Below are 15,908 nucleotides of genomic sequence, written 5' to 3'. Positions count from 1 at the left end.
CGGGCTTTTGCGTCTGCTCGCGCTGGCTCAAGCGGGCGCGAAGCGCGCCGCGCCGCCTGGGCCGGGCTCCGGCAGGGCCTCAACGCGCATCCCGCATGTCACTGAATCAGGTTCGCAGTCAACGATATTGGCTGCGATCCGTAGTCCGCTCTGCTCGGCAAGCTCGACGAGAGCGATGACGTATGGCGTCGCGATCTCGGGGTTGAAGGCGTGGTAGTTGATCGTGTAGGTGAATACGGTGCCCTGACCCGAGACCGGCCGTGCGACCAACGCGCCGCCGCAATCGCGGCATTCGCCGGCCGCGGGGTGGACCCAGTGCCCGCAGTTGTCGCAGTGCTCGATGAGCAGCTGGGACGTCGCCTCGGTTGACACGGGCAATACAGTACACTCAATTGCGTTGGCTTGGTCAGCAGCGGGTTGGTCTAACGGACGGCGCAGATGAGCTACTTCGAAAAAGACGCGATCATTTCCGGCATCGGTATCTCCCGAATCGGCCGCCGCACCGGCATTCCCGGGCTGGACCTGACGATGGAAGCGGTCCGGGCTGCGATCGAGGATGCCGGCTTGGCTGCCACGGATATCGACGGGATCGCCACCCTGGGCGACACTCCCGCCGCCGAGGTCAACGCCGCCCTGGGCATCCATGCGTCCGACTGCGGGTCGGGTTTCAGCACCGGCGGCCTGCTGAACCCGGTGATCTCGGCCTGCCGTGCGGTCTCCGAAGGCCAGGCGCGACACGTGATCATCTACCGGACGATCCAAATGCTGGGTGGCACAGTACCGGTGAAGCAGGACGAGAATGCGCCCACTCCGCCGCTCGCGAAGATGTTCGAAACGCCCGAGGGCGAGCTGCCACCCGCTGTCGGCCCGATGGACGATGTCAACGATCTCGTTGCCGCCCAAGCGTATTCCGCAGCGAACTGGCTGGCGCTGAACTGTCGCCGCCATATGGAGCTGTACGGAACAACCAAGCAGCAGCTGGGCTGGCTGGCGATCAACAGCCGCCGTAACGCGGCGCTGAATCCCCATGCGGTGTATCGCGATCCGATGACCATGGCGGACTATCTGGACGCGCGACCGGTGTCTCTGCCGTTGGGCCTGCTGGACTGCGACGTGCCGATCGATGGTTCGATCGCGGTGGTGGTGTCGACAGCCGGCTATGCCGGCGACTGCCCGCATCGGGCGGTGAAAGTGGAGGCGATCGGGGGCAGCAACGGCGCGGGCGGCTGGTTTCACCGCGCCGACTATCCGAAGATGGCGTCGGCAGATGCGGCGGCACAGATGTGGTCGCGGACCGATCTGGCGCCCGCCGATCTGAACCTCGCCGAACTCTACGACGGGTTCACCTTCCTTACCTTCGCCTGGCTGGAAGCGCTGGGCATTTGCGGCGACGGCGAGGCCGGGCCATTCGTCGAGGGGGCCGAGCGGATCGCCCTGAACGGCACACTGCCGCTGAACACCTACGGTGGCCAGTTGTCGGCCGGCCGCATGCACGGCTATTGGCTGCTGCACGAGGCCTGTGTGCAATTGCGCGGTGAGGCGGGGGAGCGCCAGGTAACGCGGCGGCCCGAGGTCGCGGTGGCCGCGGTGGGCGGCGGCCCGATCGCCGGATGCATGTTGCTGACGTGCTGAGTCACCCTGTGCGAGCGCGCAATTGAGCGTGCCCGCTGCTGCCGGGCGCCGGCCCGATAAGCGAGCGTCACAGATTGCGCGTCGCATCGAGGCCGACATCATCCGACGCGGCTGGCCGGTCGGGCAGTCGCTGGGTTCCGAGCAGGCGCTGCAACAGCGTTACCGGGTGAGCCGGTCGGTGTTGCGGGAAGCCGTTCGACTCGTCGAGCATCACCAGGTCGCACGGATGCGTCGTGGCCCAAACGGCGGGCTGCTGGTCTGCAAGCCCGACGCGGCCCCGGCCACCCACGCCGTCATCATCTATCTGGAATACCTGGGCACCACGATCGGCGATCTGCTGGATGCGCGACTGCTATTGGAACCGTTGGCGGCGTCGCGTGCCGCGCAGCACATCGATGAAGCGGGCATCGAGCGGCTCCGCACTGTCTTGCGCGCCGAGCAAGACCGCAAACCCGATCGGGGGGCGCCGAGCGACGACTTTCACGCCGTGCTGGCCGAGCAGTCCAAAAACCCAGTGCTGCAACTATTTATCGATATCCTGATGCGGTTGACCGTCCGGTATGCCGAAGGCTCGCGATTGGAGTCCGCCAACGACGCGCTCGAGGCGTTCGAGCACCGGCATCGGGAACACTCGGCCATCGTCGCCGCGGTCACCGCCGGTGACGCGGCACGGGCCATGACATTGAGCGAACGCCACGCGGAGTCGGTGACCAAGTGGCTGCAAGACCATCATCACCCCGGCGGCCGTCCGCGCAAACGGCGCGGAGCCGACCGGAAAGCGTCACCGGGCAAGCTCGCCGAAGTGTTGGCCGCCGCCATCCGCGACGACATCGCCAGCAGCGGCTGGCAGGTCGGCAAGGTCTTCGGAAGCGAAGTCGCGCTGCTGGAACGCTACCGGGTGAGCCGGGCAGTGCTTCGAGAAGCGGTGCGGCTGTTGGAGTATCACGCGGTCGCAACGACGCGACGAGGGCCCGGTGGTGGGTTGGTTGTGGCAGAACCTCAGGCGCAGGCCAGCATTGACACCATCGCGCTCTACCTCCAATACCGCCAGCCTCGCCGTGAAGACCTGACCCTGATACGCGATGCGATCGAGATCGACAACGTCGCCAAGGTGGTCAGCCATCGCGACGCACCGGAGGTGCGCGCCTTCCTGAACAGGCATCGGGTGATGATCGAGGAAGCAGGCGATGATCCGCGCAAGGCGGGTGTCGAGGAGTTCCTGTTCCACACCGGGTTGGCGGCACTGGCCGGTAATGCCGTGCTGGAGTTGTTCCTGCGGATCCTCGTCGAACTCTTTCGCCGGCATTGGGCCGGCACCGACCAGCCGATCCCGAGTCACGGCGATCTCGTCGACGTGCGACACGCTCACCTGCGAATCATCGAGGCGATCGCGTACGGTGACGACAGCCTGGCCCGTCACCGCATCCGACGCCACTTGGATGCCGCCGCGTCCTGGCGGCTTTGACCCCTGCTGATAAAAGAAGTTGCATCGTCGGATCATCGGCGGCTAGTGTCGGCAATCGTGCAACATCTTCTCGTAGTAGCCAGCACCCGCAGCGGGGTCTGATCCAGACCGACCCCCCGCTGTGGGTCGGAAGCTACTACCCGTCGGTCACTCCTTCAGACCAGAGAAGACCGGCACATGACAATCAGCCTCGCTCCATCCGAATCGTCGACACTGTTGTTCGACGGCATTCCGCTTCCGCGGGGACTCCGGGAAGACGCCGACACCATGTCGTGGAGCACCTTCACCACCACTTACGCGCCGAGCGCGGGTCCGCTGCGGCTGGGGCAATGGCACTGCACCGACACCGACCGTCCCGCCACCCGGCTGGGGTCGCGAACATTCCATGCCACGTTGGCGCTAGGTGATCGCATCGAGACCGCGACCGCCACCGCGACTGGACCGGTCGCCGCGCTGACCGCGATGCTGTACGAGCACGGCGTCGCGATCGAGATGCTGCGGTTTCATCAGCTGCAGTCGGATGACACGACCGCGACCTTCATCCAGGGCACCGACGGTTGCCGTGCCGAGTGGGCGATGGGGTGCTCGGAGGATCCGACGCAGTCCGCGCTGTCGGCGGTCATCGCCTGCGCGAACCGGCTCTACGCCGGGAACGGTTAGAGCCGGCGCAGCACGATCGGCATACCGTCCATCGGGATCGGCATGCCGCCGTAGTCCCACTTCGCCTGATAACCCGGGCGGGGCAGCTCAAGGCGGTAGCGGCGCAGCAGCCGGTGCATGATCGTCTTGATCTCCAACTGCCCGAACGTCATCCCGATGCACTTGTGCGCGCCGCCGCCGAACGGCGTGAACGCGTAACGGTGCCGTTTGTGCTCGCTGCGCGGCTCGGTGAACCGGTCGGGATCGAATTTCAGCGGATCCGTCCAGATCTCGGGTAGGCGATGGTTCATCCCCGGGTACGCGATGACGTTCGTGCCCGCAGGGAGGTAGTAGCCCAGCAACTCGGTGTCGCGCACAGTCCGGCGCATCGCCCACTGCACCGGTGTCACCAGCCGGATCGCCTCGTTCATCACCAAATCAAGCGACTCCAGCTTTTCCAGTGACTCGATGTCCAGCGGACCATCGCCCAGCCGATCGGATTCGTCGCGGCAGCGTTCCTGCCACTCGGGGTTGGCGGCCAGGTGGTAGGCCATCGTTGTCGTGGTCGATGTCGAGGTGTCATGCGCGGCCATCATCAGGAAGATCATGTGGTTGACGATGTCCTCGTCGGAGAAGCTGTTGCCGTCCTCATCTTCGGTGTGGCACAGGACAGTTAGGAGGTCGTTGCCCTCCTTGCCGCGGCGCTCCTTCACGCGCTCACGGAAGTAGTTCTCCAGCAGCTCACGAGCCTGCAGACCGCGCCACCAGGTAAACGGCGGCACGCTGCTGCGGATGATCGCGTTTCCGGCGCGGGTGGTGACGGTGAAAGCCTTGTTCACCTTGGTCACCAGCTCGTGGTCGGTACCCGGTTCGTGACCCATGAACACCATCGACGCGATGTCGAGGGTGAGCTCCTTCATTGCCGGGTAGAGCAGAAAACGCGGGTCGTTGACCACCCAGTCGTTGGCCACGACCTGCGAGACGACCTGGTCCATCTGCTCGACATAGCCGACCAGCCGGGAGCGGATGAACGCTTCCTGCATGATCCGCCGGTGGAACATGTGCTCTTCGAAATCGAGCAACATCAGGCCGCGGTTGAAGAACGGGCCGATCACCGGCACCCAGCCCTGCTGCGAGTAGTCCTTGTTCCGGTTTGAGTAGATGACCTGGGCTGCGTCTGGACCCAGCGCCGCGACGCCCGGCAGAACCGGTGAGTCACCGAATATGACCGGACCTTTGGTTTGGTACAGGAACAGCAGGTAGTCCGGTCCGCCACGCAGCATCTCGATGATGTGGCCGAGGACCGGCAGACCCCGATCGCCCATGACCGGCTTGAGTCCGCTGCGCGGCGGCGGATCCGCGAGCTTCCTGGGCGTCCAATTGGTGTGCAGCAGTCTCTGTTCGACCGCAGCCATGCCGGGAAAGTTGTTGAACGACGGGGTGAATCGGCGCTTGGCCTGATCGAGCAGATAATCGGTGGTGCTGATGGTCGCCATTGACTGTCCTTCTGTGGGGCGCGCAGAGGGTGGATCGACTGTGTGGCAGAGGTCACCACTTCCCATCCTCAGCTGCAACTTGACGGCTGTCAAGTTTCCTTTTGCGGGTGGCGTAGTGCAAGGTCGAAAGGTGCGCATCGAGCAGGGGGCCGACCGAGCGGCTGAGCAAGCCTCGGTTGTGCCGGTTCCGCGGCGTCGGGGTGACCGGCAGCGGCATGCCATCGTGCAAGCGGTGCGCGAACTGCTCGAGGAGAAGCCGTTCGCGCAGCTGTCGGTGAGCACGATCAGCGACCGTGCCGGGGTGGCCCGGTCGGGGTTCTACTTCTACTTCGACTCCAAATACGCGGTGCTGGCGCAGATCCTCGCCGACGCGACACGTGAACTCGAGGAGCTCACCGAGTACTTCGCACCGCGCGGCGCTGACGAATCACCGGCGGCGTTCGCCGAGCGGATGGTCGGAAGTGCCGCGGCGGTCTATGCCCACAACGACCCGGTGATGTCGGCGTGCAACGCCGCGCGCAACACCGACGCCGAGATCCGCGATCTGCTCGACCAGCAGGTCGAAGGCGTGGTCAGGCAGATCATCGACATCGTCAAAGACGAGCTGCGAGCCGGCACTGCCCACCCGATCAGCGACGACATCCCGACGTTGGTGCGCACACTGTCGGTCACCACCGCGCAGATGCTGTCCGGCGACAGCGCCTTTCTTGGTGACGACGGCGACGTGCAGCGCGGTGTGCGGGTGCTCGAGGCGTTGTGGCTCAACGCGCTGTGGGGCGGCAAGCCTTAGCGGGCTATCAGGCCGCGCCAGGCGACGACGATGCGGCCCGCGGAGCGGGGTGAGGAGGAGGCGGGCTATCAAGCCGCCGTATCGTCTCTGCCCATGGCAAGGACGACATTCGCGGGTAAGCGGTGTTTTATCACCGGCGCGGCCAGCGGTATCGGTCGGGCGACGGCCCTCCGGCTCGCCGGTCAAGGTGCCGAGCTGTTCCTGACCGATCGCAACGCCGATGGCCTGGCCGAGACAGTCAATGACGTTCGCGCGCTGGGTGCACACGTTGCCGAGTACCGGGCGTTGGATGTCGCCGACTACGACGAGGTCGCGTCGTTCGCCGAGGCGATCCACGTCAATCACCCGAGCATGGATCTCGTGATGAACATCGCCGGGGTGTCGGCGTGGGGGACCGTCGACCGGCTGACCCACGAGCAGTGGACGAAGGTGATCTCGATCAACCTGATGGGGCCGATCCACGTGATCGAGAACTTCCTGCCGCCGATGGTGGCGGCGCACCGGGGCGGACACCTGGTCAACGTGTCCTCGGCGGCGGGGCTGATCGGGTTGCCCTGGCATGCTGCCTACAGCGCAAGCAAATTCGGGTTGCGCGGGCTCTCCGAAGTGCTGCGGTTCGACCTGGCCCGGTATCGCATCGGGGTGTCGGTGGTGGTGCCCGGTGCGGTGCGCACCCCGCTGGTCAACACCGTCGAGATCGCCGGTGTCGACCGCGACGACCCGCAGGTGAGCCGTTGGGTCAATCGGTTCAGCGGACACGCGGTGTCTCCGGAAAAAGCCGCCGACAAGATCCTGTCGGGTGTCGCCAAAAACCGCTTCCTGATCTACACCTCGGCGGACATCCGCGCGCTGTACGCGTTCAAAAGAGTTGCGTGGTGGCCCTATAGCGTGGCGATGCGCCAAGTCAACGTTGTCTTCACCAAGGCTCTCAAGCCCGCCCCGGTCGTGGCTCGTTCGGCATCTGCAATTCCAGCCGCACCCCCAGCAGCCGCACCGGACGGTCCAGCTCGAACAGATCCAACACCCGTAACGCCGCCGCGGCAATGACGCCGGCATCGGTGGTGGGCTCGTCGAGTTTGCGGATTTTCGTGCGGGTGTAGAACGTCGCAGTGCGTACGGTGACGGCCACCCGCGTGACGATGCGCGACGACGCCACCACGTCATCCAGCGCGCGTCTCGCTAATTGGGTTATCGCTGAATCTATTTCGGCGCGATCGGACAGATCGTGTGGGAAGGTGACGACGTGGCTGCGGGAGCGGGCCACCCACGGCTCGGAGCTGACCGTGTCGTCGCCACCGCCGTTGGCCAGCAGCAACAACCACAGCCCGGTCCGCGGGCCGAACGTCGATGTCAGCAGCTCGGCGTCGGTGTGCGCCAACTGCCACACCGTCGTGATATCAAGGGCGGCAAGCTTTTTCGTAGTCTTGGGCCCCACGCCCCACAGCGCGTCGACGGGCTGGTCGCCCATCACCGTCATCCAGTTCGACTCGGTCAGCAGGTAGACGCCGGCCGGTTTGGCGAATCCGGTGGCGACCTTGGCGCGCTGCTTGTTGTCGCTGATGCCCACCGAGCAGGACAGTCCGGTCGCCGAGGAGATGACGGTGCGGATCTGTTCGGCGAGTTCGCCGGGTTCGTCCACGTCGGCGCCGAGGTATGCCTCATCCCAACCCCAGACCTCCACTGGGTGGCCCAGGTCGCGCAGCAACGTCATCACCTGCTCGGAGGCGGCGTCATACGCCTCGGGATCGGACGCCAAGAACGTGGCGTCCGGACAGCGCCGGGCCGCGGCGCGCAGCGGCATCCCCGCGTGCACCCCGAATTCGCGGGCTTCGTATGACGCGCAGGTGACCACTTTGCGGGCTTCGGCCGGGTCGCCGTTGCCCCCGACAATGACGGGCAGCCCAACCAATTCGGGGTGGCGCCCCAGTTCGACCGACGCCAGGAACTGGTCGAGGTCGACGTGCAGAATCCAGCGCGGCTTCACGTTCCGCAAAGCTTGCGCGCCAGGCTCTCCCACGCTTCGCCCAGCGCCTGCAGAGATTGGTGGCGTTTCATCAGTTGGTGTTCGACGTAGTCGGCCTCCAACAGCGCCAGTAGGGCATCGGTCTGGGCATCCAGATCACCCGTCGTGCCGGCTGCGCCCAGCAGCATCCCGACATGCGTGCGCAACACCGTTGCCGCGGCGCCGTAGCGGGACCGCGGATCGCGGTTGGCGGCCACCAACAGCTCGCGGTGGGTGTGGGCGAATCGCAGCCGGGCATGCCCGAACGCCAGCAGTCGATCCAGCGGCGCCGCGTCAGGACCCAGCGGGGGAGGACCGAACATGAAGGCTCGCTGGTTGGTCCGCTCGTCCTCGTCGAGCAGCACCATCATCAATCCGGCCCGGCTGCCGAATCGGCGGAACACTGTGCCTTTACCGACGCCGGCGGCTCCGGCAATGTCGTCCATGGTGACCGCGTTGGCGCCCCGCTCGTCGATCAGTCGCCGCGCCGCGTCCAACAACAGGACACGGTTGCGCGCGGCGTCGCCGCGTTCCGCCGGTACGGAAACCGGCAGGTCGCGGACCGGGTCGGGAGCGCTCACAAAATTACTGTAGCGTCATCGGAACAAACCGGACCATAGTCCGGTTAATCCGATGCAAAGTATAGACACCAATTACTGAAGGGACTCAGATCATGCCAGACACCAAAGTGTTGGCGCTGGTAGGAAGCTTGCGTGCCGCGTCGATCAATCGCCAGATCGCCGAGCTGGCCGCCGAGGTGGCCCCGGGCGGCGTCGCCGTCACGATCTTCGAAGGCCTTGGCGATCTGCCGTTCTACAACGAGGAGATCGACGACGTGATGAACGCCGAGGCTCCAGCCTTGGCTCCGGTGGCCGCGTTGCGCGCCGCCGCGGCTCAGGCCGACGCCGCACTGGTGGTCACCCCGGAATACAACGGTAGCTACCCAGCCGTCGTCAAGAACGCGATCGACTGGCTGTCCCGGCCATTCGGCGACAGCGCTCTCAAAGGAAAGCCACTGGCGGTGATTGGGGGCTCCTTTGGCCAGTACGGCGGGGTATGGGCGCACGACGACACCCGCAAGTCATTCGGGATTGCCGGCGCCCGGGTGGTTGATTCGATCAAACTGTCGGTTCCGTTCAAGACGCTGAATGGTGAACACCCGCGCGAGCATGCGGAAGTGTCCGCAAACGTGCGCGACGCGGTAGGCAAGCTGGCTGCCGAAGTCAGCTGATCTTTGCACGCGCCCCAGCGGTTCGGAAGCCGCTGGGGCGCTTTGCTGTGCGGATCCGGCCGGCGGAAGCTGTCGGTGCCGGGTGGTACATCTGTTCCTATACCGCCGCTAGGCCATTTTGTGACCTGCGACACGCCGAAGACACGTCGATGCGAAGGCTTACGACCAGGGAATTCCATGAATGTTTTTCAGAACATCTTGTAGCTATACTTATTGTCGACCACTAGGTGTAGTGTTTCCGACACCGACAGACCCCAGGTTTACCTGGTCGACCGGGACACGCCAACCGGCATCGCATGCCAGCTGACGCGGATCGGCGAGATGGGAATTCTGTGGCCCGGCGGTCTGCTGAATAGCAGTAAAGATGCAGTAACCGAATAGTTGCCAGTCCGTGTCTCGTTCCCACCGTCGACAGAGGAGTCGTACCGCCCATGAGCGTCACTGTTTACACCAAACCGGCATGCGTGCAGTGCAACGCCACCTACAAGGCGCTGGACAAGCAGGGCGTCGCCTACGAGAAGGTCGACATCACCCTGGACTCTGAGGCACGCGACTACGTGATGGCGCTGGGATACCTGCAGGCGCCGGTCGTCGTGGCCGGCAACGAGCACTGGTCAGGCTTCCGGCCGGACCGGATCAAAGGGCTCACCGGGGCAGTGCTGAGCGCGTAACCGGCACCAGGCGCACTAGAACTTAGGAGGGGATCGCCGTGCCGTCCTCCAGCCTGGTGTATTTCTCCAGCGTCTCGGAGAACACGCACCGCTTCGTGCAGAAGCTGGGTATCCCGGCAACGCGGATACCGCTGCACGGCCGTATCGAGGTACACCAGCCCTACGTGCTGGTGCTGCCGACCTACGGGGGTGGCAAGGCGACTCCGGATATCAGTGATGGTGGCTATGTCCCCAAGCAGGTCATCGCTTTCCTGAACAACGAAAACAACCGGTCGTTGATTCGCGGCGTCATCGCCGCGGGCAACAACAATTTCGGTGCTGAGTTCGCCTATGCGGGCGACGTGGTTTCCCGCAAGTGCGGCGTGCCCTACCTCTATCGATTTGAACTGATGGGGACCCCGGACGATGTGGATGCCGTCCGCGCCGGTCTCGCCGACTTCTGGAAGGAACAGACGTGCCAACAACCGTCGCTGCAGAGCCTGTAACCGCCGGCGCGCATGGTTTGCCCGATGAAACGGACTATCACGCGCTGAACGCGATGCTGAATCTGTACGACGCCGACGGCAAGATTCAGTTCGACAAAGATCGCGAAGCCGCACATCAGTACTTCTTGCAGCACGTCAACCAGAACACGGTCTTCTTCCACAATCAGGACGAGAAGCTCGACTACCTGGTCAAGGAGAACTACTACGAGCGTGAGGTTCTCGACCAGTACTCACGAAACTTCGTCAAGACGCTGCTGGATCGCGCGTACGCCAAGAAGTTCCGGTTCCCGACCTTCCTCGGCGCGTTCAAGTACTACACCTCGTACACGCTGAAGACTTTCGACGGCAAGCGCTATCTGGAGCGCTTCGAAGACCGGGTCGTCATGGTCTCGCTGACGCTGGCCGCCGGCGACACCGGGCTGGCCGAGAAGCTCGTCGACGAGATCATCGACGGCCGGTTCCAGCCGGCCACGCCGACCTTCCTCAACTCGGGCAAGAAGCAGCGCGGTGAGCCAGTGAGCTGTTTCCTTTTGAGAATCGAAGACAACATGGAGTCGATCGGGCGCTCGATCAACTCCGCGCTGCAGCTGTCCAAGCGGGGCGGGGGAGTCGCGTTGCTGCTGAGCAACATTCGCGAGCACGGCGCGCCGATCAAGAACATCGAAAACCAGTCATCGGGCGTCATCCCGATCATGAAGTTGCTCGAGGACTCGTTCTCCTACGCCAACCAGTTGGGCGCGCGCCAAGGCGCCGGTGCGGTATACCTGCACGCCCACCACCCCGACATCTACCGCTTCCTGGACACCAAGCGAGAGAACGCCGACGAGAAGATCCGGATCAAGACGCTGAGCCTGGGCGTGGTGATCCCGGACATCACGTTCGAGCTGGCCAAGAACAACGAGGACATGTACCTGTTCTCGCCCTACGACGTCGAACGCGTCTACGGGGTGCCCTTCGCCGACATCTCGGTCACCGAGAAGTACTACGAGATGGTCGACGATGCGCGCATCCGCAAGACCAAGATCAAGGCTCGCGAGTTCTTCCAGACGCTGGCCGAGTTGCAGTTCGAGTCGGGCTACCCGTACATCATGTTCGAGGACACCGTGAACCGGGCCAACCCGATCGAGGGCAAGATCACCCACTCCAACCTGTGCTCGGAGATCCTGCAGGTCTCCACCCCGTCGGTGTTCAACGACGATTTGTCGTATGCCAAAGTGGGCAAAGACATTTCGTGCAATCTGGGTTCGCTGAACATCGCCAAGACGATGGACTCGCCGGACTTCGCCCAGAGCATCGAGGTGGCGATTCGGGCGCTGACCGCGGTGAGCGACCAGACCCACATCTGGTCGGTGCCCTCGATCGAGCAGGGCAACAACGACTCGCACGCGATCGGGCTCGGGCAGATGAACCTGCACGGCTACCTGGCCCGCGAACGCGTCTTCTACGGGTCCGACGAGGGTGTCGACTTCACCAACATCTACTTCTACACGGTGCTCTATCACGCGCTGCGCGCCTCGAATCGCATTGCGATCGAACGCGGTTCGCATTTCAAGGGCTTCGAGAAGTCGAAGTATGCGTCCGGTGAGTTCTTCGACAAGTACACCGAGCAGCTCTGGGAACCCAAGACCGACAAGGTCCGTCAGCTGTTCGCCGACGCGAACATCCGCATTCCGAACCAGGATGACTGGAAGCGACTGAAGGAATCCGTGCAGGTCCACGGCATCTACAACCAGAACCTGCAGGCGGTGCCGCCGACCGGATCGATCTCCTACATCAACCACTCGACGTCGTCGATCCACCCGGTCGCTTCCAAGATCGAGATCCGCAAGGAAGGGAAGATCGGCCGCGCCTATTACCCGGCGCCGTATCTGACCAACGACAACCTGGAGTACTACCAGGATGCCTACGAGATCGGCTACGAGAAGATCATCGACACCTACGCGGCGGCCACCCAACATGTGGACCAAGGGCTTTCGCTGACACTGTTCTTCAAGGACACCGCGACCACCCGCGATGTGAACAAGGCGCAGATCTACGCCTGGCGCAAAGGCATCAAGACGCTGTACTACATCCGGCTGCGGCAGATGGCGCTGGAGGGCACCGAAGTCGAGGGCTGCGTCTCCTGCATGCTGTGACGTCGGATCTCCCGATAACCAGTCTGCCCAGGTCAGCGACCGCACCGAGGTAAGGTGCTTGACGTGGTCAGAATTCCCCGGCCTCCACTGCCTCATCCCGGGCCCAAGCCCGGTGTGAAGGTGGACGCCCGCAGCGAACGCTGGCGCGAGCACCGCAAGAAGGTACGTGCGGAGATCGTGGAGGCCGCGTTCCGGGCCATCGACCGGTTGGGTCCCGATCTCAGCGTCCGGGAGGTCGCCGAAGAAGCCGGCACCGCCAAACCCAAGATCTACCGCCATTTCACCGACAAATCCGATCTGTTCCGGGCGATCGGCGAGCGGCTTCGCGACATGCTGTGGGCGGCGATCTTCCCATCCATCGACTTGGCGACCGACTCGGCCCGCGAGGTCATCCGACGCAGCGTCGCCGAGTACGTCAGCCTCATCGACCAGCATCCCAACGTGCTGCGAGTCTTTATCCAGGACCGCTCCGCGGCTACCTCGCCGTCGACCGTGCGGACCTTCGATGAGGGCCGACAGATCACCTTGGCCATGGCCGACATGTTCGACAACGAGCTCCGGGACATGGAGTTGGACCATGCGGCGGTGGAGTTGGCTGCCCACGCCGCTTTCGGGTCGGCTGCCTCGGCCACCGAGTGGTGGCTGGGATCCGATGTCGACAGTCCGCGACGGATGCCGCGGGACAAGTTCGTCGAGCATCTGACCACGATCATGCTGGGTGTCATCGTCGGCACCGCCGAGCTGCTGGGCATCAAGTTGGACCCTGATCAGCCCATCCACAACGCGATGCCGCACGACTCCGCCGCGAGCTAGCACCGGACGGCGTTGATACCCTCGGTACTGGATACTTGCACACTGGAGGAGGAGCGGCGCACATGAGTATCGCTGAGTCGATTACCCAACCACATGCATCTGCTCCGCCCGTGCGGACGCGTGCGGTCATCATCGGGACGGGCTTCGCCGGCCTGGGCATGGCCATCGCACTGCAGCGCCGGAACGTGGACTTCGTCATCCTGGAGAAAGCCGACGACATCGGCGGAACCTGGCGGGACAACAGCTACCCCGGCTGCGCCTGCGACGTGCCGTCGCATCTGTATTCGTTCTCGTTCGAACCCAAGGCCACCTGGAGCAAGTTGTTCTCGCCGCAGCCGGAAATCCTGGACTACCTCCGCGGCGTCACCGAAAAATACGGGCTGCGCCGCTACATCCAATTCGGGTCGAAGGTCAGCCGCGCACACTGGGACGACAGCGAATACCGCTGGCACGTCTTCACCGACTCCGGCGAGGAGTACATTGCCCAGTTTCTGGTCTCGGGCGCCGGCGCGTTGCACATCCCGCGGCTGCCCGACATCGAGGGCATGGACGAATTCCGCGGCGCTGCTTTCCATTCCGCGCAGTGGGACCACAGCGTCGACCTGACCGGTAAGCGGGTCGCGGTCATCGGCACCGGTGCCAGCGCGATTCAGATCGTGCCGGAGTTGGTGCGCCGCGATGCCGGGGTCGCCGAGGTGCAGCTGTATCAGCGCACTCCGCCGTGGGTGGTGCCGCGGCCCAATAGTCTGCTGCCGGATGCGGTGCGCCGCGCCTTCGCATATGTGCCTGGTCTGCGGTTCGCGGTGCGGTCCGGCATTTACTGGGGGCTCGAGGGTTTGGGCTACGCGATGACGAAACGACCCGGCCTGTTGCGCGCCGTCGACCTGATCGGCAGATGGAACATCCGGCGCAGCGTCCGGGACAAGAATCTGCGGCGCAGGCTCACACCGAACTACCGCGCAGGCTGCAAGCGAATCCTGTACTCCGGCAACTACTATCAAGCAGTGGCCAATCCCAAGGCGACATTGATCACCGATCGAATCAGCCGGATCAGCGCTGACGGCATCGTCACCGACGACGGCGTCGAGCACCGGGCCGACGTCATCGTGTACGCGACCGGATTCCACACCACCGACTCCTATACCTACATCGACGTGAAAGGTCCACGCGGCGAGGACCTGGTGGATCGCTGGAACCGGGAAGGGCTTGTGGCGCACCGCGGTATCACCGTCGCCGACATGCCCAACCTGTTCTTCCTGCTCGGGCCGAACACCGGGCTCGGCCACACCTCGGTGGTCTTCATGATCGAGTCGCAGATCCACTACGTCACCGAAGCCATCGCCGCGGTGGACAAGGCCGGAGCGCAGGCGCTGGCACCCAGCCGTTCCGCCCAGGACCGGAACAACGCCGAGTTGCAGACCAAGCTCGCCGGCTCGGTGTGGAACACCGGCGGCTGCAGCAGCTGGTATCTCGACGAGCACGGTGTCAACCGGACGCTGTGGAGCGGAATGACCTGGCAGTACTGGCGGGAAACCCGCTCGCTCAAACTCGCCGAATACAAGTTCTTCGGGGTGGGCACCGGCTCGCGCGCGGTGGTGAACGCTTAAGCGCTGCGCACTGTGCTCGGCTGACTTCCCTTGGGAGCGAACTGCCGAAGGTTCAGCCGCACGATGCGATCCAGGGCGCGGTCGGAGACGAACCGGCTGATCCGCAGCAGGATCGCGGCGTCGCGTCCGATGGTGTACCGGGTCCGGGGCCGGGACGCGGTCACCGCTTTGGCGATCACTGTGGCGGCGGTTTCGGCGGAGACTCCGGTCTCGTTGAACGAACGAGCTTGTGCCGTAATGGCATCCATGACGTCGCCGTAGCGGGCGAGCTGGGCCGCGGTCATATCCGCCATCAGCCCCTCCGACGTGGCGATCCCGCGCTCGGCGATCTCGGTCTTGACCGCGCCAGGTTCGACGACGACGACCCTGATTCCGGCAGCGCCGACCTCGCGGCGCAGCGCGTCACTGACGGCCTCCAGGGCGAACTTCGAGCCGGCGTAAGCGCCGTACGTCGGCAACACGACCTTGCCGCCGACCGAACTGATATTGACCACGGTGCCCGAACTGTTCAGCAGGGCGGGCAACAGCGCCTGAGTCATGGCGATGTGACCGAACAGATTCACCTCGAACTGCTGGCGCCACTGCGCGATCGGCAGCGTTTCGACGGGCGCGTTGATCGAGATCCCGGCGTTGTTGACCAATGCACGAAGGGGACGCCGCTGCGGATCGTGGGCCACCCGCTCGGCGATCGAAGTGATGTCCGATTCCACGGTGATGTCCAGGATGCGCGGCTCGATGCCCTGGATGCCCAGGCCTCGCAGTGCATTGGCGTCAGCCTCGCGCCGAACGCCCGCCAGTACGTGAAAGCCCCTGTGTGCCAGCTCTTTCACGGTGGCTGCGCCGATACCGGTGGACGCCCCGGTCACGACGATCAGCTCATTGCGGTCGGGGTAGCTGCTGACATTCATCGCGCTCTCCATGCATTTGAGTTGACGTTGTCCA

Annotated in this window: 16 protein-coding genes; 11 read left to right on the top strand and 5 right to left on the bottom strand. The window is 64.4% G+C overall.

The genetic code is table 11. The features are described 5' to 3' along the window. Window positions 1-27: 27 nt before the first annotated feature. A complete protein-coding gene (locus VGG53_RS05180) occupies window positions 28-378 on the bottom strand; it encodes a Zn-ribbon domain-containing OB-fold protein (RefSeq protein WP_414688887.1) in 351 nt (116 codons plus the stop codon). 60 nt (window positions 379-438) lie between these two features. Here VGG53_RS05180 and VGG53_RS05175 point away from each other — a divergent pair, with 60 nt between their 5' ends. The 3 genes from VGG53_RS05175 (at window position 439) to VGG53_RS05165 (ending at window position 3,757) form a co-directional block, all read left to right on the top strand. Continuing rightward, the gene (locus VGG53_RS05175) at window positions 439-1,632 is read left to right on the top strand and encodes a thiolase family protein (protein ID WP_331516910.1); all 1,194 of its coding nucleotides are present in this window, start codon (window positions 439-441) and stop codon (window positions 1,630-1,632) included. A 22-nt stretch (window positions 1,633-1,654) separates the two neighbouring features. Continuing rightward, on the top strand, window positions 1,655-3,097 hold the full coding sequence (locus tag VGG53_RS05170; RefSeq protein WP_414688886.1) for a FadR/GntR family transcriptional regulator: 1,443 nt from the start codon (window positions 1,655-1,657) through the stop codon (window positions 3,095-3,097). A gap of 177 nt (window positions 3,098-3,274) precedes the next feature. Continuing rightward, window positions 3,275-3,757 carry a homocitrate synthase gene (locus tag VGG53_RS05165; protein WP_331516908.1) on the top strand — a complete coding sequence of 161 codons (483 nt, stop codon included), beginning with the start codon at window positions 3,275-3,277 and terminating at the stop codon, window positions 3,755-3,757. Here the strand turns inward: VGG53_RS05165 and VGG53_RS05160 are convergent. Beyond that, window positions 3,754-5,232, bottom strand: coding sequence for a cytochrome P450 (locus VGG53_RS05160; RefSeq protein ID WP_331516907.1), 1,479 nt, complete (start codon window positions 5,230-5,232; stop codon window positions 3,754-3,756). The genes VGG53_RS05165 and VGG53_RS05160 overlap by 4 nt on opposite strands. 136 nt (window positions 5,233-5,368) lie before the next feature. Here VGG53_RS05160 and VGG53_RS05155 point away from each other — a divergent pair, with 136 nt between their 5' ends. After that, entirely contained in the window at window positions 5,369-6,022 is a 654-nt protein-coding gene (locus VGG53_RS05155) for a TetR/AcrR family transcriptional regulator (RefSeq protein ID WP_331516935.1), read from the top strand. 93 nt (window positions 6,023-6,115) lie between these two features. Next, on the top strand, window positions 6,116-7,069 hold the full coding sequence (locus VGG53_RS05150; RefSeq protein WP_331516906.1) for an SDR family oxidoreductase: 954 nt from the start codon (window positions 6,116-6,118) through the stop codon (window positions 7,067-7,069). Here VGG53_RS05150 and VGG53_RS05145 read toward each other — a convergent pair. Together VGG53_RS05145 and VGG53_RS05140 are read right to left on the bottom strand one after the other, a co-directional pair. Continuing rightward, the gene (locus VGG53_RS05145) at window positions 6,951-8,006 is read right to left on the bottom strand and encodes a DNA polymerase IV (protein WP_331516905.1); all 1,056 of its coding nucleotides are present in this window, start codon (window positions 8,004-8,006) and stop codon (window positions 6,951-6,953) included. The genes VGG53_RS05150 and VGG53_RS05145 overlap by 119 nt on opposite strands. After that, window positions 8,003-8,605, bottom strand: a complete 603-nt coding sequence (locus VGG53_RS05140; RefSeq protein WP_331516904.1) for a helix-turn-helix domain-containing protein — start codon at window positions 8,603-8,605, stop codon at window positions 8,003-8,005. Before VGG53_RS05140 ends, VGG53_RS05145 begins: the two co-directional genes overlap by 4 nt. A 92-nt stretch (window positions 8,606-8,697) precedes the next feature. On the opposite strand from VGG53_RS05140, the gene VGG53_RS05135 reads away from it, so the two are divergent. From VGG53_RS05135 to VGG53_RS05110, 6 genes are all read left to right on the top strand, one after another. Next, on the top strand, window positions 8,698-9,255 hold the full coding sequence (locus VGG53_RS05135) for an NAD(P)H-dependent oxidoreductase (RefSeq protein WP_331516903.1): 558 nt from the start codon (window positions 8,698-8,700) through the stop codon (window positions 9,253-9,255). Window positions 9,256-9,686: 431 nt separating this feature from the next. After that, the gene (locus VGG53_RS05130; protein WP_331516902.1) at window positions 9,687-9,926 is read left to right on the top strand and encodes a redoxin NrdH; all 240 of its coding nucleotides are present in this window, start codon (window positions 9,687-9,689) and stop codon (window positions 9,924-9,926) included. 38 nt (window positions 9,927-9,964) lie between these two features. Next, window positions 9,965-10,411 carry a class Ib ribonucleoside-diphosphate reductase assembly flavoprotein NrdI gene (nrdI, locus tag VGG53_RS05125; protein WP_331516901.1) on the top strand — a complete coding sequence of 149 codons (447 nt, stop codon included), beginning with the start codon at window positions 9,965-9,967 and terminating at the stop codon, window positions 10,409-10,411. Between the two features lie 17 nt (window positions 10,412-10,428). Continuing rightward, a complete protein-coding gene (gene nrdE / locus VGG53_RS05120; protein ID WP_331516934.1) occupies window positions 10,429-12,546 on the top strand; it encodes a class 1b ribonucleoside-diphosphate reductase subunit alpha in 2,118 nt (705 codons plus the stop codon). A 63-nt stretch (window positions 12,547-12,609) separates the two neighbouring features. Further along, window positions 12,610-13,359, top strand: coding sequence for a TetR/AcrR family transcriptional regulator (locus VGG53_RS05115; protein ID WP_331516900.1), 750 nt, complete (start codon window positions 12,610-12,612; stop codon window positions 13,357-13,359). A gap of 62 nt (window positions 13,360-13,421) precedes the next feature. After that, complete coding sequence (locus VGG53_RS05110) at window positions 13,422-14,966, top strand: NAD(P)/FAD-dependent oxidoreductase (protein ID WP_331516899.1); 1,545 nt, start codon at window positions 13,422-13,424, stop codon at window positions 14,964-14,966. On the opposite strand, the gene VGG53_RS05105 is transcribed toward VGG53_RS05110, so the two are convergent. Next, entirely contained in the window at window positions 14,963-15,874 is a 912-nt protein-coding gene (locus VGG53_RS05105; RefSeq protein WP_331516898.1) for an SDR family oxidoreductase, read from the bottom strand. The two genes, VGG53_RS05110 and VGG53_RS05105, sit on opposite strands and share 4 nt — an antisense overlap. Window positions 15,875-15,908: the final 34 nt, after the last annotated feature.

It is taken from the genome of Mycobacterium sp., from assembly GCF_036490025.1.
Taxonomy (GTDB): Bacteria; Actinomycetota; Actinomycetes; order Mycobacteriales; family Mycobacteriaceae; genus Mycobacterium.
The sequence above is the reverse complement of the archived record's forward strand: the minus strand, read 5'-3'. Positions and strand labels throughout refer to the sequence as shown.